At 62.0% G+C, this 23,086-nt stretch carries 15 protein-coding genes; 4 read left to right on the top strand and 11 right to left on the bottom strand.

Annotated elements, in window-relative coordinates; translation table 11 throughout:
* Window positions 1-63: 63 nt before the first annotated feature.
* The 9 genes from IF690_RS12720 to IF690_RS12680 all read right to left on the bottom strand — a co-directional run bounded on the left by IF690_RS12720 (window position 64) and on the right by IF690_RS12680 (window position 12,162).
* Window positions 64-990 (bottom strand): sugar ABC transporter substrate-binding protein, encoded by a 927-nt coding sequence (locus tag IF690_RS12720; protein ID WP_202700334.1) that lies wholly within the window; start codon window positions 988-990, stop codon window positions 64-66.
* 372 nt (window positions 991-1,362) lie between these two features.
* Window positions 1,363-2,421, bottom strand: coding sequence for a Gfo/Idh/MocA family protein (locus IF690_RS12715; protein WP_202700333.1), 1,059 nt, complete (start codon window positions 2,419-2,421; stop codon window positions 1,363-1,365).
* A 310-nt stretch (window positions 2,422-2,731) separates the two neighbouring features.
* The gene (gene iolG / locus IF690_RS12710) at window positions 2,732-3,742 is read right to left on the bottom strand and encodes a bifunctional inositol 2-dehydrogenase/D-chiro-inositol 1-dehydrogenase (RefSeq protein ID WP_202700332.1); all 1,011 of its coding nucleotides are present in this window, start codon (window positions 3,740-3,742) and stop codon (window positions 2,732-2,734) included.
* Between the two features lie 43 nt (window positions 3,743-3,785).
* Window positions 3,786-5,720, bottom strand: coding sequence for a 3D-(3,5/4)-trihydroxycyclohexane-1,2-dione acylhydrolase (decyclizing) (gene iolD / locus IF690_RS12705; protein WP_202700331.1), 1,935 nt, complete (start codon window positions 5,718-5,720; stop codon window positions 3,786-3,788).
* A 147-nt stretch (window positions 5,721-5,867) separates the two neighbouring features.
* Window positions 5,868-6,689 (bottom strand): TIM barrel protein, encoded by an 822-nt coding sequence (locus tag IF690_RS12700; protein WP_202700330.1) that lies wholly within the window; start codon window positions 6,687-6,689, stop codon window positions 5,868-5,870.
* Between the two features lie 35 nt (window positions 6,690-6,724).
* The gene (locus IF690_RS12695) at window positions 6,725-8,224 is read right to left on the bottom strand and encodes a CoA-acylating methylmalonate-semialdehyde dehydrogenase (protein WP_202700329.1); all 1,500 of its coding nucleotides are present in this window, start codon (window positions 8,222-8,224) and stop codon (window positions 6,725-6,727) included.
* Between the two features lie 30 nt (window positions 8,225-8,254).
* Window positions 8,255-9,064, bottom strand: coding sequence for a 5-deoxy-glucuronate isomerase (gene iolB / locus IF690_RS12690; protein ID WP_202700328.1), 810 nt, complete (start codon window positions 9,062-9,064; stop codon window positions 8,255-8,257).
* Window positions 9,061-9,969 (bottom strand): myo-inosose-2 dehydratase, encoded by a 909-nt coding sequence (gene iolE, locus IF690_RS12685; protein WP_202700327.1) that lies wholly within the window; start codon window positions 9,967-9,969, stop codon window positions 9,061-9,063. The genes iolB and iolE overlap by 4 nt, the downstream gene beginning before the upstream one ends.
* Before the next feature lie 255 nt (window positions 9,970-10,224).
* A complete protein-coding gene (locus IF690_RS12680; protein ID WP_202700326.1) occupies window positions 10,225-12,162 on the bottom strand; it encodes a bifunctional 5-dehydro-2-deoxygluconokinase/5-dehydro-2-deoxyphosphogluconate aldolase in 1,938 nt (645 codons plus the stop codon).
* Between IF690_RS12680 and IF690_RS12675 the strand changes: the two genes are divergently transcribed.
* The 4 genes from IF690_RS12675 to IF690_RS12660 all read left to right on the top strand — a co-directional run bounded on the left by IF690_RS12675 (window position 12,161) and on the right by IF690_RS12660 (window position 19,253).
* A complete protein-coding gene (locus tag IF690_RS12675) occupies window positions 12,161-12,397 on the top strand; it encodes a hypothetical protein (protein WP_202700325.1) in 237 nt (78 codons plus the stop codon). The two genes, IF690_RS12680 and IF690_RS12675, sit on opposite strands and share 2 nt — an antisense overlap.
* 79 nt (window positions 12,398-12,476) lie before the next feature.
* Window positions 12,477-13,397, top strand: coding sequence for a MurR/RpiR family transcriptional regulator (locus IF690_RS12670; protein ID WP_202700324.1), 921 nt, complete (start codon window positions 12,477-12,479; stop codon window positions 13,395-13,397).
* A 61-nt stretch (window positions 13,398-13,458) separates the two neighbouring features.
* The gene (locus IF690_RS12665; RefSeq protein ID WP_202700323.1) at window positions 13,459-14,064 is read left to right on the top strand and encodes a glutathione S-transferase; all 606 of its coding nucleotides are present in this window, start codon (window positions 13,459-13,461) and stop codon (window positions 14,062-14,064) included.
* A gap of 782 nt (window positions 14,065-14,846) precedes the next feature.
* Complete coding sequence (locus IF690_RS12660) at window positions 14,847-19,253, top strand: autotransporter outer membrane beta-barrel domain-containing protein (protein WP_202700322.1); 4,407 nt, start codon at window positions 14,847-14,849, stop codon at window positions 19,251-19,253.
* A gap of 324 nt (window positions 19,254-19,577) precedes the next feature.
* Here the strand turns inward: IF690_RS12660 and IF690_RS12655 are convergent, their stop codons facing one another.
* Both IF690_RS12655 and IF690_RS12650 read right to left on the bottom strand, forming a co-directional pair.
* Complete coding sequence (locus IF690_RS12655) at window positions 19,578-20,759, bottom strand: HlyD family type I secretion periplasmic adaptor subunit (RefSeq protein WP_202701413.1); 1,182 nt, start codon at window positions 20,757-20,759, stop codon at window positions 19,578-19,580.
* Window positions 20,760-20,801: 42 nt separating this feature from the next.
* Entirely contained in the window at window positions 20,802-22,967 is a 2,166-nt protein-coding gene (locus tag IF690_RS12650; protein WP_202700321.1) for a type I secretion system permease/ATPase, read from the bottom strand.
* Window positions 22,968-23,086: the final 119 nt, after the last annotated feature.

Here is a 23,086-nt window from a genome sequence, read left to right as displayed (position 1 = left end):
TACTCCATCCGCGGGGCAGCCGGGCCACCCCGTCGGCTTATTGTTGTTATGGAACGGACGCGCTTATTTGAACTGGGTGACGTTTTCCGGGGTGATCAGGCGATAAGGCACCCACACCGCCTGTTCCACCGGCTCGTGCCTGGCCATCTTCACCGCGGTGTCGATCGAGCCGTCGGCCTGGCCCTTGGCATCCTGGAACACCGAGACCGCCAGGTCGCCCTTCTGCACCGCGCGCAGACCATCGGGGGTACCGTCGACCCCGGCGATCAGCACACTGCCCTGCTCCACCCCGGCCTGCTTCAGCGCCATGGCGGCGCCGATGGCCATCTCATCGTTGTTGGCCACCACCGCGTCGAACTTGCGGCCCTGGGTCAGCCAGTCGTTGACCAGGGTCATGGCCTTGTCCCGCAGCCAGATCCCAGTCTGTTCCTGCTCGACCTTGATCCCCGGGTACTTGGCCAGCACTTCCTTGACGCCCTTGGTGCGGTTGGTGGTGGAATTGTTCGCCAGGTCGCCCAGCAGGATCACCACCTCGCCCTTGCCGCCCATCTTGTCGGCCAGGTACTGCATCTGCATCTGCCCGGCCTCCAGGTCGTTGGAGGCCACGGTGACCACGCCCTTGGGCAGGTCCAGGTCGTCCGGCCGGCGGTTGACGTAGACCAGCGGAATCCCGGCCTTGACCGCCGCCTCGGTGATCTTGCGGGTCGCCGCGGTGTCCACCGGGTTGACCACGATGGCATCGACCTTCTGGCTGATAAAGCTCTCCACCTGGCTCAGCTGCTTGACCACGTCGGCCCGGGCGTCCTCGAACTGCAGCGTGACGCCGTCCGGCAGGGACTTGGCTTTCTGGTCCATGGACTCGCGCAGGTAGGTCAGCCAGGTGTCGTCGAACTGCGACATGCTCACGCCGATCTTCAGGTCGGCGAACGCCGTGCCGCTGCCCAGCAGCAGGGACAGGGCGAGCGTGGCAAAACGGGTCTTGGTCTTCATGAAAGGTCTTTCTCCACGTTCTTGTAGGTTTTATGGATAAGGCGCAGAAACCACTCAGTGAGGCAGACGCACGATCGGCGCGCCGGGCATGCAGCCCACCCGCGCGCCCTTGCGTTCGACGCAAAGCAGGCGGACCAGGGGCTGGGAGACAGGGACAGGCAGGGGTGCTTGGCGGGACAGCCCGCGGCGGCGCAACGGCGCGCGACACAGCAGGTGCACAACGGAACTGAAGGTTTTCATCGACGGTACCTGTTTTGTTTTTGTTGGCGGTTTTCACTCGGCTCAAGACGGCTTGAGGTCAGTCGGTGAAATCCTGCTAGTCGGCAACCTGGAAACGACTTTATTGGAAAATAATTTCTATATCAACTCATTTTAGAATTTTATTCCAAATTCATTCTGCAACCGGAAATCGGCCATTTCCACCACCTGGCGCTGGCGCCAGCTCAGGCGCGCGGCGTCCAGCACGCGGGTGGTGGCCAGGGCCTCGGCCGGTGCCACCGGCAGCGGTCCCTGCCCTTGCAGCGCCGCCTGCCACTGTCTATAGAACTGCAACCAGTCGCCCCGCTCGGAGGCCACCCGTTCGCGGATCTCGCCCTGTTCGAACCAGCCCCAGCGCCGGTGCTCCTCGACGCCCCAGTGCTCGCCCTCGGTCTGTGGCGACAGGCCGGCGACCAGCGCCTGCTCCTGGCCGTCCAGGCCCTCGACCGTATAACAGCCGGCCGAACCGCTGACCCGAAAGCGCGGCCCCGGGCCGTTCTGCAGGCAGCTGCCGGACAAATGGGAAACCACGCCGCCCGCATGGCTCAGGGCGAGGAAAAACCCGTAGTCGCAGGTCGGCGCCTGGGGCGCGTACTGCAGCTCGGCGTAGACCCGGGTCACCGGGCCGAACAGCAGCAAGGCCTGGTCCACCAGATGGCTGCCCAGATCACGCAAGAAGCCACCGCCGCTGGTATTGCCCACGGCTTGCGGCACATAGCGCTCGACCCGCGACTCGAAGCGGCTGACGCTGCCCAGGGCGCCGGCATCGATCAGCTTGCGCAAGGTGAGGAAGTCCGAGTCCCAGCGCCGGTTCATGTACACACTCAGTGGCACCTGGCGGGTTGCGGCGGCCTCGATCAGCGCCCTCGCCTGTTCCACGTCGCTGGCGAAAGGCTTGTCGCTGACCACCGGGATACCACGCTCGATGGCTTCCAGCAGCAACGCCGCGCGGCCCTCCAGCGGCGTGGAAATCACCAGCCCGTCGACCCCGGCCGCCACCAGTTGCGAGAGGCTGTCGAAAGCCCGTACCCCGGGATGCTCCGCCGCCAGCAACTGCCGGCGCTCGGCCGACAGGGTAACCACCCCGACCAAGGTCGCGCCGGGCAGGCTGGCAATCAGCGGCGCGTGAAAATGTCGGCCGCCATGGCCGTACCCCACCAATCCAATCCGCATCAGAACGCCTCCTTATATAGAACCCACCGTACATCTGTAGCCGCTGTAGCCGCTGCCGAGCCCCGGCGAGGCTGCGATCGGTGGCGCAGCCACCGCAAGCGGTGTACCTGGCACGACGCGTTATCAGGTTTTGCGAGGACGTTGTCCTCGATCGCAGGCTACGCCAGCGGCTACAGGGCTGCTGTGTAACCTGTAGGAGCGAAGCTTGCTCGCGATGGAGGTTAACGATGACGCGGCCTGCCTGGAACAACGCGGCGCATCCGAGTTCATCGCGGGCACGCTTCGCTCCTACAAAAAATGCAGAAGAGGGTCAGCGGTAAAAGGCCGGGCGCGGCGGCTGCGCGACCTTGACGATCTGCCCGCTGCCTTGCGCCTCGATGCAGGCATCGGCGGCCACCGCCGCGGCATAGCCGTCCCAGGCCGAAGGGCCACCGACCTGCCCGGCTTGCACGCCGTCGATAAAGGCCTGCAACTCGACGTCATAGGCGGCGATGAAGCGGTCCTTCCAGTCCATCAGGATTGCGTTGGACAGCTTGGCCGCGCTGCGCAACTGCACCTGGGACGGCTCCGGCAACCTGGCGATGCCGGTCTCGCCCACCACTTCGCACTGGATGTCGTAGCCGTACTGGCAGTTGACGAAGACCTCGACGTCGATGCGCGTGCCCTTGGCGGTTTCCAGCAGCACCACCTGTGGGTCTTTCAGATGGGCCAGGGCCTTGCTCGACTTGCGCGGAAACACCACCTGCACCGACACGTAGTCGTCGGCCAGCAGCCAGCGCAGCACGTCCAGTTCATGGATCAGGGTGTCGGTGATCGCCATGTCGGTCTTGTAGTTCTCGCCGACCCGCGGGTTGCGGTGGGCGCAATGCAGCATCAGCGGCTCGCCGATCTGGCCGCTGTCGATCACCGCCTTCAGGGCGCGGTAGCCGGCATCGTAGGGGCGCATGAACCCGACCTGGACCAGGCGCTTGCCGTGGGCCATCTCGGCCTCGACTATCGTGCGGCAGCCGGCGGCGGTCACCGCCAGCGGCTTCTCGCAGAACACCGGCTTGCCGGCGGCGATGGCGGCCAGCACGAACGCCTCATGGCTCGGCCCCCAGGAGGTGACCAGCACCGCCTCGACCTCCGGCGCCTTGATCAGCGCGTGGCCATCGGGATAGACCTCGGCGGCGATCTTCAGCTCGGCCACCACCTTCGCCACCTGCTCCAGGTTGATATCGGTGACCGCCACCACCTGGCTGCCCAGCAGGGTCTGGCTGCAACGACGGATATGGTCCTGGCCGATGGCCCCGGTACCGATGACGCCTAGCTTCAAAGACATAGATGCACTCCTATTTTTTTCGAGCCGTTTATTGTTCGAGCGATCAGTACTGCCGGGCCTTGGCCAGGCGTTCGTTGAGTTGTCTGGCCAGCGCGTCGGTGCGGGCGCTGGTGGACACCTGCGCCACCCCGACCCGCCACCAGGACAGGTAGTTGTGGATCATGGTCTTGGGCAGGACCTTGATATCGATCAGGGTCGACACGCTCTGGGTCCGCGCATCGGCCAGGGCCGCCCGCAGTTCGTCGACGGTCTTGACCTTGTAGGTCTTGCAGCCATAGGCCGCCGCGCTCATGGCGAAATCCACCGGCACGAAGGCGCCGTCGAGCTTGCCGGTCTCGGGGTTGCGGAAGCGGAACTCGGTGCCGAAGCTGTCCATGCCGTGCCCCATCTGCAGGTTGTTGATGCAGCCGAAGGTCATGTTGTCCAGCAGCACCACGTTGATCTTGCGCCGCTCCTGGATCGAGGTGGCCAGCTCCGAATGCAGCATCAGGTAGGAGCCGTCGCCCACCAGGGCATAGACCTCGCGCTGGGGCTCGGCGAGCTTGACCCCCAGGGCCGCGTTGACCTCGTAGCCCATGCAGGAATAGCCGTACTCGACGTGGTAGGTGTTGACCCCCTTGCTGCGCCAGCTGCGTTGCAAGTCGCCGGGCAGGCTGCCAGCGGCGGCGACGATCACCGCGTCGTCGGCCAGGGTCTGGTTGAGCACCCCCAGCACCCGGCTCTGGGTCAGGCAGGAACCGGTCAGCTCGATGAACTCGCGCAGCACCGCCGGGTCCAGGTGGTCGTCGATCTCCGGGACAAAACCGTCGGCGTGGTATTCGACCTGGTAGAGCCGGTCCACCTCCGCGTCCAGCTGCGCCCGGGCCTGGCTGACCTGCTCGCCCCAGGCGGCCTGGTAGCCGCTGCGCGCCAGGGCCTCGGCCAGTGCATCCAGGCCTTCCCGGGCGTCCGCCAGCAGCTGCACGCCGTCGAGCTTCAGGGCATCGCAGGGGCTGATATTGAGGTTGAGAAACTGCGCATCGGCGCGGAACAGCGACTTCGAGGCGGTGGTGAAATCGCTGTAGCGGGTGCCGATACCGATGATCAGGTCCGCCTCTTTCGCCAGCAGGTTGGCTGCCAGGCAACCGGTCTCGCCGATGCCGCCAAGGTTCAGCGGATGGCTGGAGACCACCGCGCTCTTGCCGGCCTGGGTTTCGGCGAAGGGAATGCCGAAGCGCTCGGCAAAGGCTTGCAGCGCCTCATTGGCCCCGGAGTACTTGACCCCGCCACCACAGATGATCAGCGGCTTGCACTTGCCGACAAAGGCCGCCACCGCATCCGCCAGCATGGCCGCGCTGGCCGGCCGGCGCTCGATGCGGTGCACGCGTTTTTGCAGGAAGTAATCCGGGTAGTCGTAGGCCTCGGCCTGCACATCCTGGGGCAAGGCCAGGGTCACCGCGCCGGTTTGTGCCGGGTCGGTGAGCACACGCATGGCGTGGATCGCCGCGGTCATCAGTTGCTCGGGACGGTTGATGCGGTCCCAGTATTGGCTCACCGCCTTGAAGGCATCGTTGGTGCTGATGCTCAGGTCGTGGAACTGCTCGATCTGTTGCAGCACCGGGTCGGGCTGGCGGCTGGCATAGACATCGCCGGGCAACAGCAACAAGGGAATGCGGTTGGCGGTGGCGGTCGCCGCGGCGGTCAGCATGTTCGCCGCGCCCGGGCCCACCGACGAGGTGCAGGCGTAGATCTTGCGCCGCAGGTGCTGCTTGGCGAAGCCGATGGCGGCATGGGCCATGCCCTGCTCGTTGCGGCCCTGATGCACCAGCAGCTCGCCGCTGTCCTGCTCCAGGGCCTGGCCCAGGCCAAGTACGTTGCCGTGGCCGAAGATGGTGAAGATCCCGGCGACGAACTTGCTCTGTACCCCATCGACCTCGACGTACTGGTTGTCGAGGAATTTCACCAGGGCCTGGGCCATGGTCAGTCGTGTCGTAGTCATGTCTGCACCTTGTTGAAGACGGTGAAGGTTGCTGCCTGTAGCCGCTGCCGCAGGCTGCGATCGCGACCGAAGGGCGCGCAAGGCCTCGAGATCGCTGAAGGCCTTCGGCCTTATCGCAGCCTGCGGCAGCGGCTACAGGGAACGGTGTTATGCCAGGGCCTGCTTGAGGTGGTCGATGCTCGCGCCGATCGCCCGCTGGATATCCGCCAGCCCATGCACGCTGTCGGCGAAGGGTTCGAACGACAGGTGGCCGTTGTAGCCATTGGCGAGCAAGGTCTCGATCTGCGCCGCGTTGCCGAGGATGTCGCCCTCGCCCACCAGCACCCGGTGGCCGTCGCGAATGCTCGCCAGCGGCGCCTCGCGGTCCTCGACCCCGGAAAGATGCACCAGCCCGGTCAGCTCGGGGAAGAACGCCTGCTCCCCGGCCAGGTAATGGTGAAAGGTGTCGTGCACCAGGCGGAACACATCCAGCCCGCCGATGGCGCGGATCGCCTCCACCGCGGTGCGCTTGCGGCGCAGGGAGCATGTCTCGAAGCCCAGGGGCTCGATAAAACCGAGAATCCCCTGTTCGCGCAGGATCGGCGCCAGCTCAGTCAAGGCGGTGCGCAGGCCGGCGCTGCGCTCGGCTTCGCTGCGGGCATCCGCGCGGTCGTTCAGCGGGCACAGCACCAGGCCGCGGGCGCCGCAGTCGCGGGCATAGGCGGCGAGCTTCAGGGCCTGGGCGCGACGCTCGTCGTTCCAGGCATCGAAGGGGTACAGCGCATTGATCGACAGCACCTGGATGCCATGGGCCGCGCACAGCTGGCGCACCTGTTGCGGCGGCGTGCCGTCTTCGATCTCCACGCCCGCAAGGTCATTGCGGATCTCGATGGCATCGGCTTTCAGGGCCACCGCCAGCTCAATGAACGCCGGCAGGCTCAAATGGGGGGCAACCATACGATTCAGGGCGAAACGCAGCGGCTGGCTCATTATTCTTGTTCTCCAGGACAACGGGGTGAAGGGGCTTACTTGGCGGTCGGCATGCTGAACTCGGGGCCCTTGGCGATGCTGTCCGGCCAGCGCTGCATCACGCTCTTGTAGCGGCTGTAGAAACGCAGGCCTTCCTCGCCGTAGGCGTGGTGGTCGCCGAACAGCGAGCGCTTCCAGCCGCCGAAGGAATGCCAGGCCATGGGCACCGGGATCGGCACGTTGATGCCGACCATGCCGACCTTGATGCTCCGGGCGAAGGCTCGGGCCACGCCGCCGTCGCTGGTGAAGCAGGACACGCCGTTGCCGAACTCATGGGCGTTGACCAGCGCCACCGCGCTGGCGAAATCCGCCACCCGGACGATGCCCAGCACCGGGCCGAAGATTTCTTCCTGGTAGATGCTCATCTCGGTCGTCACGCCGTCGAACAGGGTGGCGCCGACAAAAAAGCCCTGCTCGGCGCCCGGCACCTTGAAGCCCCGGCCGTCCACCAGCAGTTGCGCGCCCTGGGCCACGCCCTGGTCGATGAAACCTTCGACCTTGGCCTTGTGCTCGGCGGTCACCAGCGGCCCCATGTCGCTGTCGCCCTGCATGCCGTTGCCGATCTTCAACTGGTCGATGCGCGGCCGCAGTTTCTCGATCAGCCGGTCGCCGACATCGCCCACCGCCACGGCGATGGAGATCGCCATGCAACGCTCGCCGGCCGAGCCGTAGGCCGCGCCGATCAGGGCATCGGCGGCCTGGTCGAGGTCGGCATCGGGCATCACGATCATATGGTTCTTCGCCCCGCCCAGGGCCTGCACGCGTTTGCCGCGGGACGTCGCCTGTTGGTGGATGTACTCGGCGATCGGCGTCGAGCCGACAAAGGAAATCGCTTCGATGTCCGGGTGCTGCAACAGGCCGTCCACCGCCGCCTTGTCGCCCTGGACCACGTTGAACACGCCATCGGGCAGCCCGGCTTGCGTCAGCAGGCGGGCCATCAGCAGGCTGGCGGACGGGTCGCGCTCGGACGGCTTGAGGATGAAGCAGTTACCGCTGACCAGGGCCAGCGGGATCATCCACAGCGGCACCATCACCGGGAAGTTGAACGGGGTGACCCCGGCGCACACGCCCAGGGGCTGGCGCAGGTTCCAGTTGTCGATGCCGCCGCCGATGTTGTCGCTGAAAGCGGTTTTCAGCAGGCTCGGCGCGCCACAGGCGAACTCGACGATCTCGATGCCGCGGGTCACCTCGCCGCGGGCGTCGGACAGCACCTTGCCGTGCTCGCGGGTGATGAGTTCCGCCAGTTCGTTATGGTGTTGGTCCAGCAGTTCCTTGAACCTGAACATCACCCGCGCACGGCGCAGCGCCGACTGCTCGGACCAGGCCGGGAAGGCCTTCATGGCCGAGGCCACGGCATCGTCCACCGTCTTCTGGCTGGCCAGGGCGACCCGGGCCTGCACGCGGCCGGTGGCCGGGTTGAACACCTTGGCGAAGCGCTCGCCACTGTCCTGCAGCTGACCGTCGATGTAATGGCCGATTACCGGGGCGTCACTCATTGTTCTTGTTCTCCATTGCAATGTTGGAATTCAGAGATCCAGCAGCCAGCTGTGCCGCGGATCGTTATGGAACTGCCAGACCCGCTTGGGCCCGGCCATGACGTTCAGGTAATAGGACTCGTAGCCATAGGGCACGCTGACCGGGTGGTAGCCCTTGGGCACCACCACCAGGTCGCCGTGCTCCACGGCCATGGCTTCGTCTAGGCTGCGGTCGTCGGTGTAGACCCGCTGGAACACGAAGCCCTGGGGCGGGTTGACCTGGTGGTAATAGGTCTCTTCGAGAAAGCTCTGGTGCGGCAGGTCGTCGGTGTCGTGCTTGTGCGGCGGGTAGCTGGAGGAGTGCCCGGACGGCGTGCGCACTTCCACCACCAGCAGCGAATGGGCCGGCTCGCTGTCCGGCAGGATGTCGCACACATAGCGGGTGTTGGCGCCCTTGCCGCGCACGCTGCGCTTCATGCTCGCGGGAAGGATCAGCCGCGGGCCGAGGCCGTTGGCGGTCGCGCCGGGCGCGGCGCAGACGGCGACCTGCACATCGCTCAGGGCGGTGACCTGGGCCTGGCTGCCGGGCGGCAGGTAGACCGCGAAGGGCGACTTGTCCTCGAACACCGATTGCCGGTCGCCGAGGTTGTCCCAGCCGAACGCGCCCTGCCCCGGCGCCTCGCCCTGGATGCCGATGCGCCCGCCGAGCAGCACCAGGCACAGCTCTTTATCACCGGCACTGAGGGGCAGGCTTTCGCCGAGGCTCAGGCGGTAGGCGGCGAAACCGACGTACTGCAATCGGCCCTCAGCCAACTGCACCATGGTCCGGCCCTTGGCCGCGCTTTTGACCAGCAGGCTCATTGTCCGCTCCTCTTATTGAGCAGGGCCTCGTCGAGCAGCGCGCGCAGGGTGTCGTAGCCCTTCTTGGCGTAGACGTAACTCGGTGCCACCGCCGGGTCCTGCTCGGCCTCCACCACCAGCCAGCCCTGGTAATCGGCGGCCAGCAGCTCGTCCAGCAGCGCGGCGAAATCGATGTCGCCATCGCCCGGCACGGTGAAGGTGCCGTTGATGATGCAGTCGGGGAAACTCCACAGGTTGTTGCGCGCCAGCTGCACCACCGGCTTGCGCACATCCTTGAAGTGCACGTGGCAGACACGGCGGATATGTTTGCGCAGCACGTCCAGCGGTTCGCCACCGCCCATGTAGCAGTGGCCCGAATCGAACAGCAGGCCGACTTCGCTGCCGGTCAGGCTCATCAACTTGTCGATGTCCGCCGGCGATTCGACGTAGGCGCCCATGTGGTGGTGGTACGCCAGGCGCACGCCCTGGGACAGGGTGAAACGTGCCAGCTCGGTGAGCTTGTCGGCGTACTCCTGCCAGGCCTGTTCGCTGTGAAAACGCGGACGCTCCACCAGGGCAATGCGCTGGCCCTGGATCGAGTCGGCGACCTCGCCGTAGACCAGCACCCTGGCGCCGTTCTGCGCCAGCAGCTGGACATGGCTGGCGATGGCGTCGATCTCCTCGGCCACCGAGCGCCGGGCCAGGCGGCTGGAATACCAGCCCGAGACCAGCGCCAGGTCATACGGGCGCAGCACATCGCCGACGCCCTTGGCATCCTTGGGGAACTTGCCGTTGAGCTCGAAACCTTCGTAGCCGATCGCCTTGCCCTCGCTCAGCGCCGTGCTCAAAGGCGTTTCGCCGCCGAGGGACGGCAGGTCGTCGTTGCTCCAGGAAATCGGGTTGATGCCAATTCGGATTGCGGGCATGGCTGCACCTTTTATTGTTTTCTAAAGCGTTCTGAAAAATTCCCGGCCTCGTACCCACTGCCGTAGCCCCTGTAGCCCTGTAGCCGCTGCCGAGCTTTAGCGAGGCTGCGATCGGTGGCGCAGCCACCGCAAGCGTTGTACCTGACACTGCGCGTTGTCAGGTTTTGCGAGCGCTTCGCACTCGATCGCAGCCTCGCTACGCTCGGCAGCGGCTACAGGTATTGCGTCAAGGCTCTTGCGGTCAGGCTCTAATGTTCAGGCGCGAGCCGCGCGCCAGGCGTCGATCAGCTCGACAAAGGTCGCCTGCACCCGGCGGATCAGGGTTTCGTCGTCGATCTCGTTGGCCAGCCAGGCCCGGCTCGGCTCGTGGAAAATCGTGCGGCCCACGGCGAACCCACGGCAGGCGCGGCTGTCGGCGGCCTGGCGGAAGCCCTCGGCCAGGGCCGCCGCCGGGGCATTGAGGCCCAGCAGCACCACGCCACGGCAATAGGGGTCGCGCGCCTCGATCAACTCATCGAGCTGCTGCCACTGCTCGGCGCTCTGCGCCTCGATCTTCCACCAGGCCGGGAAGATGCCCAGGTTGTACAGGCGCTTGAGGGCGCGGTAGAGCACGTCCGGATGGGTCGAGGGATGGTCCTTGGGCGGAATGATTTCCAGCAGCAGCTCATGGCCGCTGACCTGGGACGCCTGGTACAGGCCCTTGATCTGCGCTTCCTGCTCCAGGCGCAGCAGCGGCTCGTCGTCCGGGTGGTACTGCACCAGGCACTTGATGATCTGCTCCTGGGGCCAGGCGATCAGGTTGCTGCCGACCGAACGCCCGTGTTCGAAAGCCAGCGGCCGCGAGCCCTGGACTTCCACCGGCCGCGCCACCCACCAGCCACGACCGGTGGCGGCGTTCAGCGAATCCTGGCCGAAACGCTGGTCGGCCAGCAGGCCGACATCGGCCTCGACGCCCTGCTCGCGCAAGTCGGCCTCGACCCGCTCCACGGCCTGGATAAACAGCTGCTTGAGTTGGCTGATGGCCTTGAGTTCGCGTCCGCCCTTCTGTGCCAGTTCCACCAACTGCCCGCGGTGGTCGAAGGCAAAGATGAACAGCTGCTTCCAGGCCTTGCGCGGCACGCTGACCTGATGCAGGCGCTGCAGGGTGCTGTCCTGGTCCGGCCGGGTGATGGGCTGCGGGCTGTTGAACAGGTAATCCAGCTCGGCGCGGGTCGGCATCGCCGGCGCGCAGGCGTGGCGCGACACCACCAGGCCGCCGCAGGCATTGGCCAGCTGGCAGCAGCGCTCGTCGCTGGCGTCCTCCAGCCAGCCGCTGAGGAAGCCGGACATGAAGGCATCGCCCGCCCCCAGCACGTTGAGCACTTCGACCCGCACCCCGGGGTAAATGGCGCCGTCTTCCAGGCGCGCCGGGATCGCCCCGTGGATCACCGTGCAGCCCTGGGGACCGAGCTTGACCACCAGGGTCGCGGCGGTCAGCGAGCGCACCGTGCGCAAGGCGCCGAGCAAGTCGTCGCTGCCGCCGGCGATGAGGAATTCTTCTTCGGTGCCGACGATCAGGTCGAAGCGCGGCAGGATCTTCTGCACATGGGCGCTGACGTTCTGGTCGGCGACAAAGCGGGTCTCGCCGTCGGCCTTGCCCGCCAGGCCCCAGAGCACCGGGCGGTAGTCGATGTCGAGCACGCGCTGGACCTTGTGCCGCTCGGCGTAAGCCAGGGCCTGGAGGCTGGCCTGGTACACGCCGTCGGTGGAGAAATGGGTGCCGGTGATCAGCAAGGCCTTGCTGGAGGCGATAAAGGCTTCGTCGATGTCTTCGGCGCGCAGGGCCATGTCGGCGCAGTTCTCGCGGTAGAACACCAGGGGGAAGGTCTCGCGGTCCTTGAGACCGAGCAGGACCAGGGCAGTCAGGCGCTGCGGATCGACCTTGATCGCACTGACGTCGCAGCCTTCGCGGGCCAGGGACTCCACCAGGAACCGCCCCATGTGATCGTCGCCGACCCGGCTCAGCATCGCCGAGCGCAAGCCCAGGCGCGCAGTGCCGAAGGCGATGTTGGCGGACGAGCCGCCAAGGTATTTGGCGAAGCTCAAGACATCTTCCAGGCGGGCCCCGACCTGCTGCGCATAGAGGTCGACGCCCAGGCGTCCGAGGCAAATCAGATCCAATTGACGCCCATTGGCAAAACGAGTCTGGCCCATGCTGGCTCCTGTTATTTTTATCAGCCTGCGCGTGGCACCGAGGGAGGCGCCGAACGCTCTTGGTGGATGCAGACTAAAACGTTCACCGACGCCAATCAATATTTTTTCTATAAATTTTTTACGTGGAATATTTTTTCCAATAAACTTTTTCAAGGCCGGTCCAGGCAGCGTGCATCGTTTCAGCAGGCTGCCTGTGGGTGCGCGCCTCAAGATTTTCCCCGCGCCGACCCTGTAGACTGCGCACAGCCCACCTATTGTCAGGGGATGGATCAACCCGCCCGTTCCCATTCAGTACAAGCACAGAAGGATTGCCTATGTCCCGCACCGATCAGCCGGCCACGACCGAGAGCCCGCAAGACAGCGACCTCGCCAGTCCCCCGATCAATGCCGAGCGCCTGCTGCAGCTGATCACCCAGGAATACGAAAGCCTGCCGCGCCAGCTCAAGCGCATCGCCAGCTACATGAGCCAGCAGAGCGACCGGATCATGGTCGACCGCATCAGCGACATCGCCCGCGAATGCGAGGTGCACCCTTCGGCCATCGTGCGCTTCTCCCAGCGCTTCGGCTTCAGCGGCTTCAGCGAAATGCAGGCGCTGTTTCGCGAGGCCTACACCCACAAGGCCACCCCGGTACAGAACTACCAGCAACGCATCCGCAGCATGATCGCCAACAAGTCGCAGAAGGCCAGCGGTGGCGACCTGGCGCGCGAGTGCATCAACGCCACCCTGTCGGGCATCGAGCGCCTGGGCCTGGAACTGGATGACGCGGCCTTCGACAAGGCCGTGGACCTGGTGGTCAACGCCGACAACATCTACGTGGTCGGGGTGCGCCGCTCCTTCGCCGTGGCCGATTACCTGGTGTACAACCTGCAGCACACCAACAAGCGCATCCACCTGGTGTCGGGCCTGGGCGGCAGCTACCGCGAACAGATGCGCAGCATCCGCCCCAACGACCTGGTGATCGCCATCAGCTTCACCCCCTATGCCAAGGAAACCCAGCACTGCCTGCGCATCGCCCAGCACCACCAGGCCAAGACCCTGATCATCACCGACAGCAACCTGTCGCCCCTGGCCAAGCGCGCCAACAGCGTGCTGCTGGTCAACGAAGGCAGCTCGTTCGCCTTCCGCTCCCTGAGCGCCACCTTGTGCCTGTGCCAGGCGCTGTTCATCGCCGTGGCCTACCGCCTGGAACTGAAGGTCGACGAGATTCACGAGCAGGCGGGGTTCGAGGACTGAGCCCCAGCTCTGCCAGCATTTTTCGATTCCCCCCTGTTTGATCACCGCAAGGAGTCGCTCAATGAAACTGATCGGTATGCTCGATTCGCCCTATGTCCGCCGTGTCGCCATTACCCTCAAGCGCCTGGATATCCCGTTCGAGCATGAGGCGTTGTCGGTGTTTCGCACCTTCGAGCAGTTCCAGCGCATCAACCCGGTGGTCAAGGCGCCGACCCTGATCTGCGACGACGGCACGGTGCTGATGGACTCGTGCCTGATCATCGACTACCTGGAAACCCTGGCCGGCCGCAGCCTGTTGCCGGCGGCGCCCCAGGCGCGGGCCCACGACCTGCGGCTGATCGGCCTGGCCCTGGCGGCCTGCGAGAAGTCGGTGCAGATCTACTATGAGTACCAACTGCGCCCCGCACATAAGCAGCACCAACCGTGGCTGGAGCGGGTTCGCGGGCAACTGGCGGCGGCCTATGGCGAGCTGGAAAACGAACTGGAAAAACGCCCGCTGGCCACCGACGGCAACATCGACCAGGCCGGTATCAGCCTGGCCGTGGCCTGGAGCTTTACCCAACTGGTGGTGGCCGAGCATCTGGATGCCGCGCGGTTCCCCAGGGTCAAGGCGTTTGCGGAGTATGCCGAAGGGTTGGCGTTATTTGTCGGCACGCCACTGATCTGACCTCGGGGTTGCGCATCCCCGACGATGCGCAACTCCCCCCTGGTCTTCCCCCCCCTCACCGCGCACCGCCAACCCAAAACGCCTCACCCAACCGATGACCACAGTGGTGAAGTCAGCAGTCGGCATGAGCAGCCTGCCGCCATTCGACTACACAGGCGTGGCCATTGTGGTGGGCGTGATAGGGCTGATCCGTTGCATGCCAGTAGTGCCGTCTGGGGCTTGTCACAATCTTTCGACACATTACCTGCGGCCATGGTGTCCAGGGCATCTCCCGTCGAGTGGGGAGCACTGTCCTGCTCATAAATACGACTTACACGTACCCGTCCACGCCTCTCCGAAAAGGCTCGGAATTTTCCTACAGACTCTATTCCTTGGGCAGGAGCAGCCTGCAACCAAGTCGTGGGGGATAGCCTTCCTGTTGGATAAAAGCACGGACCGCCTATCCCTCCTGCCCGCCCCTGTGAGGCTCAAGGGACTGTCGATACCACTGGTATAGCGGCTCACGCCTGCACCGAACCTGCCGGCCTCATACACCCTGCGTTTTAAAAGACACCACATGCCTTGTGGGGGGAACGCTGTGTGCCTGGCGGGCAGGAGAACTCATGACGGAAGGCCCGGTCGCTGACGCCCTCGCTCAAGCGACCGCCAAATGAGTGTCTGATCAAGGGAGAAAGGAAAATGAATCGCCTCGATTTTTCCAGACGCCTTGCGAGCTCATTGCATAACGCTTTTCAAACTCTATCGGCGACAGCTGATTATTGAAACCATGAAGGAGCGGTGTAATGTCAAAAAAAAACAGAAAGCATTATCCTGATAGTTCATTCAGAGTTATAGCCACCATTGTATTGGTGACGGGCGCCTGTCTACCTGAAGCTTTTGCGGAAGAAGAAATTCAGAAAAACTTCTCGATAAAAGTCATGGCCTTCAATATATGGAACCTGGGGGATGGCTCCAAAATCTGGGACTCGAAAAAAAAGCAAAAAAATATACTAACCTATTCAAAAGAAATGAAAAATCTTCTCTTGGAGGTATCACCAGACATTCTTGTCCTACCAGAGCTCGACAACAATGCGAGATATACATTTGCGAAAGAAAATCTTGTAGATGCATTTTCGAGAAATACAATTGATGTTTTGAACAGTCGCCCTCGGAAGCAAAGCAGCTTTATTGACGTACAAAAAAACCAGGATTACAGTTCTGGAGGGAAAGGAAGTGGAAGTATTTTCTCTTCTATAAAATTTGATGATTCAGGCAAAGACTCTATCAAAATCCATCCCGGCAATGGATTTCCCGAAGCCGTTGTGACTGGCATACATCTAGATCATGGGGACAATTCGAACAGTCGGATTACGCAGGCCAAAAAACTTAATACAGATGCAGCAGCAGCCCGTATTCCAATGCTCATCCTGGGTGATTTCAATGCCGGTGATATTTCAGAACGAGGGTTGCACGATGTAACTCAACAATTATTGGTGATGAGTAAATCTGACCCAGACAAAAATGACACAACAAAACAAAAATACATAATGTATGAAAAACTTAGTTACAACTATCTTAACAACGCAGCAGACGCAGCAAAATATCATAAAATAATCCAAGACAAATTTCCCAACGATAATATTTTCAAATTATCCTGGGCTAATTGGGCAAAAACGCTGAAGGAGAGCCTGGATAATGATGAAAAAAAAGACATTGGACTCCGGGATGAAACCTATCCGGTTTCTGGCAACCTGCCGGTTACAATGAACACTTTGAAGAAGCAGTTTCAACTCCTCCAACTGGAGCAAAACAGGGAACTGTTTCAGCCAAGCGTAGTAGGCGATGGGCGAGCCACCTGGACAAGTGATGGCGAGGACAAGGAAAACAAATGGCCGGGCTGGGACCGGGCGACGATCGATCATGTGATGATGTCGCGCCCCTTCGCCAAATGGGTGGAAATTGCTCCCGATGAGAGCTCTGGCAATCTCAGCAAGCTAGCCAGGCTGGCTGACGGCGTCGGCTCTCTGTCAGACCATGAACCTGTGGCACAGAATCTACGCTGGGTCGGGCCGCAACTTGAAACTTACAAGGACGGCGCAGGTGCACAAGAAAAAACACGCCTTGTATGGGGCGCCAATGCCTACAACTTTGCGCAAAGAAACAAAGAATTCCATCTTGTGCGCAACAATCACCGTAACGATGTCTATCTTGGCCAGGTCGCTGACGACCAAGGCAACCCCACAGAGAACTACCTGACTGTTGCCGAGAAAAAAACCCTTCTCAACTGCGCGGGCAATGACAGCCGTCTCCAACAGGCGGTCAAGAATTATTGCCTCGACGATCATTCTTTTATCGGTGAAACCCTCGTGACGGACGAAGGCCTCCTCATTGTCGAGGAGGATAACGCCCTGGGGGGGCCCCAGGCCAAGCTGCGGCTGGCGAATGGCGGCCTGAGGGTGGAAGGCCGGTCCATGTTTCAGCTCGGTCGTGAAGTTGTTCTCGAGCAACGCGGATGGATCGATGTCGTGGAATCCGGCCACACGGTGTCTGCTCAAGGAGCCCTGACGGGCGCAGGCAGCCTTGCGAAACTGGGGGCCGGGACTTTGCTGCTTTCGGCGCCCAACAGCTATACAGGCGGAACGTTTGTCGAGGAAGGCACCCTCAGGGCCGGCGTGGCGGGCGCTTTCGTGAACAATACCGCCTACTCCCTGAACGGCGGAACGCTCGATCTCAACGGATTCGACCTGGCCGTTTCGAAGCTTGAGGGCAAGGGCGGCACTATTCAGCTGGGAAATGGCTCGCTCACCGTGGATCAAGGCGTCAATACACACTACGACGGTGCGATAGAAGGGCTCGGCGGGCTGACCAAATCTGGGAGTGGCGAGCTCACCCTTAATGGCCAGAATAGCTATACCGGTGCAACCCTGGTCCAGGAAGGCATCCTCAAAGCCGGAGTGGCGGGTGCTTTCGTGAACAATACCGCCTACGCCATTAATGGCGGAACGCTTGATCTCAACGGGTTCGACCTGACCGTTTCGAAGCTTGAGGGCAAGGGCGGCACTATTCAGCTGGGAAATGGCTCGCTCACCGTGGATCAAGGCGTCAATACACACTACGACGGTGCGATAGAAGGGCTCGGCGGGCTGACCAAATCTGGGAGTGGCGAGCTCACCCTTAATGGCCAGAATAGCTATACCGGTGCAACCCTGGTCCAGGAAGGCATCCTCAAAGCCGGAGTGGCGGGTGCTTTCGTGAACAATACCGCCTACGCCATTAATGGCGGAACGCTTGATCTCAACGGGTTCGACCTGACCGTTTCGAAGCTCGAAGGCAAGAACGGCACTATCCAGCTTGGAAATGGCTCGCTCACCGTGGATCAAGGCGTCAATACACACTACGACGGTGCGATAGAAGGGCTCGGCGGGCTGACCAAATCTGGGAGTGGCGGGCTCATCCTCAATGGCCAGAATAGCTATACCGGTGCAACCCTGGTTCGGGAAGGACATCTGGTCGTCGGTGACCGCGATCATCCTAACGCCCGCCTGGCAGGCGAAGTCACTGTCGGCCAGGACGCCATGCTGAGTGGTAGTGGCACGCTTGACCGTTTGATTATCGACTCTGGCGGTACGGTAGCGCCGGGTAACTCCATCGGGACGCTGCGCACCGGTGATGTGACATTCAATGCGGGTTCGGTGTATTCCGCCGAAGTCGGCCCCAATGGACGGAGCGATCTGATCGATAGCAGCGGTATTGCAACCCTTAATGGCGGTGAGATCAGAGTATCCCTGGAAAACCGCACCAACCTCTTGACGGAGGAGGAAGCAAAGACGCTGGTCGGACAAACCTTCAATATTCTTACAGCGCAAAAAGGTATCGTGGGCCAGTTTTCCTCAGTCACGCCTGACTATCTGTTCCTAAATAGCCAGATAAGCGTCCCACCGACACTACAATTGCTTTCCCCTGTTGTACCTGCAACACCCGAACAACCTGTTCAGCCCGTGCCGGCAGTGGCGATTGCTCCAACGCCAGAACCGTCACCGTCTATAACCACAACTCCCGCACAACCCGTTCAGCCCGTGCCGGAAGTAGCCGCCATGAGCATCGCCGTTCAGCGTAATCAAACCAGCTTTGCCAGCGTGGCCCAGACCAGAAATGAGCGGGCGGTTGCAACTGCGGCTGACACCCTTGCCCCAGGAAACCCTGTCTATGAGAGTCTCTTGACCTTCATCTCTGCCGAGCAAGCCCGTCAGGCCTTCAAGCAACTTGATGGTCAGGTCCATTCCGATGCCGCCGCTGCGCAGATCACCGACAGCCGCTACGTTCGCGAGGCGGTAAATGCTCGCCTGCAGCAAACTCAAGCATTGAATCCAGATGCACCGATTCAAGCCGATAACAGCAACGGCGGCTGGGTACAGTTGCTTGGAGGTCACACCCAACTCAACTCCGATCACAACGCTACCGGCTACAGCTCCTCTACCAGCGGTGTTCTACTCGGTCTAGACACTGACATTGGGGATGGATGGCGACTCGGCGGGGCAACTGGCTACACCAAGACTGAAGTGAAGGGTTCCTCCAAAAACTCGGTAGACAGCGACAACTTCCATCTGTCGGCTTATGGCGGCAAACGCTTCGATACCCTCGCCCTGCGTTTCGGCGCAGCGACCACCTGGCACCACTTCGACACGTCCCGTAACCTGGAGTACGGCAACCAATCGGCTCATCAAAAAGCCACCTACCACGCACGAACGGATCAAGTATTCGGCGAGGTCGGCTATACCGCCTGGTCGGCCTTCGAGCCCTTTGCCAACCTGACCTACATCAACTTCCAGAACGACTCGTTCAAAGAGCGTGGCAAAGCAGCAGCGCTACATGCCAGCAAGCAAAGCCAGGATAGTATTGTCTCGACAGTTGGCCTGCGTGGGCAGATGCAGTTACCGGTGAGTTCCACTCGCTCGGTTAAACTGCGCGGTGAGCTGGGCTGGGAGCATCAGTACGGGGAACTGGACCGTGAAAGCTCCTTGAAATTTGTCGGCAGCGAGGCTGCGTTTGCGGTGAACAGCGTACCTGCGTCCCGAGATGGCGCGATGGTTAAAGCCTCGGCAGAAATGGCCATGACCAAGGACACACAGGTATCTCTGAACTACACCGGGCTGCTTTCCCGTCAGGGTGGTGGCAATGCAGTTAACCTGGGATTCTCTTTCCAGTTTTGACTTCAGACAAGTCGTAGGTGCAATGAGGTTTTCATTGCACCACTCGAACATCTTACGAGGACCAAGGGCCAGGCTTTATCGCCTGGCCCTTGGCGTATGTGGGTTTAAAACAGCTCGACTGAAGATGGCTAAGGGCTACGCCTTTCCTGCAAGCCCAGAATCTGTGCGACAACTCGTGGCTTTATTCGCTATGAACTGGGCAAGAGCTCCAGCCTGGCTCGACAATCACCAGGCCAGCGCTCATGGCGCAACCCACCTCCTCCGGGTTTGCCTACCCTCCAGGCAGCACCATGCATCACGTCACTTCCTGGCCTGCTCACGCATTTACCGCTCACGCAACGCCTCTTGCGCCTTGTTGAACGGCTTGATCAGATAATCGAGAACCGTCTTCGATCCAGTCTTGATGTCCACCGTGGCGATCATCCCCGGGGCGATGGGGAACTGCTTGCCGGCCTTGTTCTGCAGAAAACTCGAGTGCGTACGGATAAAAACCCGGTAGTAATAGTTTTCCGGCTTGACCTTGTCCTGAATGGTATCTGGAGAAATTGTCACCACCTGGCCGTCCAGCCCGCCATAGATCGAATAGTCATAGGCAGTGATTTTTACCTTGGCCGCCTGGTCCGGGTGGATGAAAGCAATGTCCCGCGGCGAAATGCGCGTCTCGATCAGCAGTTGGTCATCCACCGGCACAATTTGCATCAAACGGCCATTGGGAGAAATGACCCCACCGATGGTTGTCACCTCGATGCCGTTCACGATGCCGCGTACTGGCGACAGCACAGTCATGCGTTTCAGCGAGTCTTCCCGCCCGCGGATGACCGGGCTCAGGGCGCTGAGCTCGGCCCGGGCCTTGGACAGCTCTTCGCCCGCCTGTACCTGGAAGGCTGACCGCAGCTCGGTCATCTTGAGTTGAAGCTCGCTGCGCTGGCGCTGCAGGCGGAAGACTTCCACATCGCTGGCAACGCCATTCTTGGCCAGGCTCTGGGTAATGCGCAGTTCACGGTCAACCAGCTGGAGCGATTCGTTGACCCCCGCCACGGACTCCTTGAGCCGGTTGGTTCGCTCACGGTGCAACCGGGTCTCATGAGCAATCAACTGCGGATACATCGACAGCTCCTCGGGAAAGCTCAGCGCCGTACCGTCCACCTCGGCTTGCAAACGGGTCGCGCTGGCCAGTACCGCGCGATAACGCGCTGTGCTTTCCTCGACATTCGACTCGGTCTTGGTCGGGTCCAGCTGGGCCAGCACCTGCCCCGCTTCCACCAGGTCGCCCTCGGCCACCTTGAGTTCCGCCAGGATCCCTCCTTCCAGCGACTGGATGACCTGTTCATGGGAGCTGGGAATCACCTTGCCATCCCCCTTGGAGACTTCATCGAGCGGCGAAAAGTAGGCCCAGGCACCAAACACCAGAAACAGTAGAAGCACACTGTTGATCACGTTGGTGGCGTGGCTCAACGCGGCATCGTCCGCCGGGTCCATAGACTCGACCGGCGCACGCTTGCCCATGAAGCTCCACAAGCGGGCCCCTACGTTGGCTAAATCAATCATTCAGGTAGCTCCAGAAGTAGAGTCAGTGTTCGAACGGCTGAGCAGACTGATCGCCAGGTCCCTGGGCTCATCCAGGACGATGCGCCCGTCATCCACCACGATGATCCGCTCGACCAGTTTCAGCAGGGCCGGCCGATGCGTCGCAATCAACAGGGTCTTGCCCTGGGCCCAGGTATCCAGATGTTCCAGGAACAGCTGTTCGGTGCCTTCATCAAGCGATGAAGTAGGCTCGTCCAGCAGCAGCACGTTAGGCTGGCGCAACAGCAGGCGGGCCAGCAACAGGGCCTGTTTCTGGCCGCCCGACAAGCCAAGCCCGCCCTCCATGATCAAGTGGTCAAGTCCGGTGGGCAGCTTCTCGACAAAGGCGTTGGCACCGGTCAACTCCAGCGCCGACAGCATCTCCTGGTCCGCAGCCAGGGGCGCGCCCAGTTGCAGGTTTTCCCGGATCGTGCCATGGAACAGCCGGGCGTCCTGGGTCAGCAACGCTACATCCCGTCGCAGGTCCGCCGGGTCCAGGTGATTGAGACGCACACCGTCCAGACTGATGGCGCCACCGAGCACATCGACCCCGCCCACCAGCGCTTGGAGCAAGGTCGATTTACCCGCGCCATTACGCCCCAACACGGCAATGCGCTCGCCAGCACTGATACTCAATTGCTCGACCCGCAAGACCGGGCTGCCTTCACCGTAGGCAAACTTCGCTTGGCTCAATTCATAGTCGCCATACAGGTGCGCCCGATGCACTTTGTGCGCGTGCTCTGGATGATCGGTGGGCAACTGCATCAGCTGATTCAGACCGGACAACGCGGTTTTGGCCTGCTGCCAGCGAATGATCACCTGGGTCAGCATGGCCATCGGCGCCATCATGCGCGAGCCCAGAATGGATGCAGCAACCAGTGAGCCGGTGGTCAGATCTCCGGCCATCACCATCGGTGCGCCAAAGAAAATCACCAGGGCAAAGACCAGGGTCTGCACCGATTGCGACCAGTACTGCAAACGATGGGTCAGTGCCTTGAGCCGCAGGTTTGCGCTGGCGGTTGTCGAGTTGTAGTGGTTCCAGCTTGACTGGAACTTCTGCTCGGCCTGCAACGCTTTGACGTCATCGAGCCCCTGGATGGTTTCCACCAGCAAGGCATTGCGCAAGCTGGACTCTCTCAGAGCCTCGTTGGCCAGACGCCCCAGCTTGCGCTGGCACAACAGACCCGGGCCGATCATCAACACCAGGGCGAACAACGGGATCAATCCCAGCGGTCCCACCAACATCCAGAACACTGCCAGAAACAGCAGGAAAAATGGCAGGTCCGCCAGCGCGCTCATCGTACTGGAGGTAATCAGCTCGCGAATCTGCTCCAGCTCGCGCACTTGGGCAATGAAGGTCCCGGTGGAACGAGGCCTGGCAGAATTGCGCAGGCGGATGGCATGCCCGAAGACCTTGTCCGACAGCCGAGTATCGGCACGCTTGCCCAACAGGTCGGTCACATGGGAGCGGGCATTGCGCATCATGAAATCGAAGGCGGCGGCAATCAACACGCCGATAAACAACACATACAGGGTGGGCATCGAAGCCGCCGGCACTACCCGGTCATAGGTCTGCATTGAAAACATGATCCCGGCCAGTCCCATCAGGTTGGCCACCAGCGACGCGAACATCACGTAACGGTAGGACTTCAAGTCCAGCAGGATGATGTCTTTGAACCAGTTCCTGTTGTAGGGCTTGATGTAGGCATCGACCCGCATATCCACCCGATTGCCGATCGGGCGCAGGAGAATCACCCGGCGACACTTGGCAATCAATTCCTCACGAGACAGCACGGTGGGCAGACCGTGCTCTCCACTGAGCCTGACCTGCAGCTTGTCGTCCGCCCCCACCTCTTCGATCAGCGCCAGCTGACCGTGGGTCAATTGCACCAACAGTGGCATGCGCCATTGGGTCAGGTCGCCGTCCTGCAACTCGTCGTCGACCTTGACCGACAGCCCCAGATGCTTGGCGATGGCATACAGCTGGTCATCGCCATGGGCCGTGTTCTGCCAGGCCGCCGCCAACCGCGCATCCTCGGGCGAGAAGTTCAGGTTGTAATGCTGGGCCACCAACAACAGCATTTCCAGCCAGGGCAAGGGAGCTGCCTGTCCGGAGCCCTGCAGCACAGCATCCGCTAGCGGCTTCATGACAGCCACCCGGGATGTTGATCATCCCTCTCCAGCATTGTCGAATGACCGACATACAGCGTCTGCCCGACTTCCCCCACAGTGGCGCTGCTTCGCGTTGGAGAGCAAGTAGCGCCAAC

Origin of the sequence: Pseudomonas sp. SK3(2021) (assembly GCF_016772375.1) — a bacterium.
Classification (GTDB): Bacteria; Pseudomonadota; Gammaproteobacteria; order Pseudomonadales; family Pseudomonadaceae; genus Aquipseudomonas; species Aquipseudomonas chlororaphis_I.
This window is presented reverse-complemented; position numbering and strand designations above follow the sequence as displayed.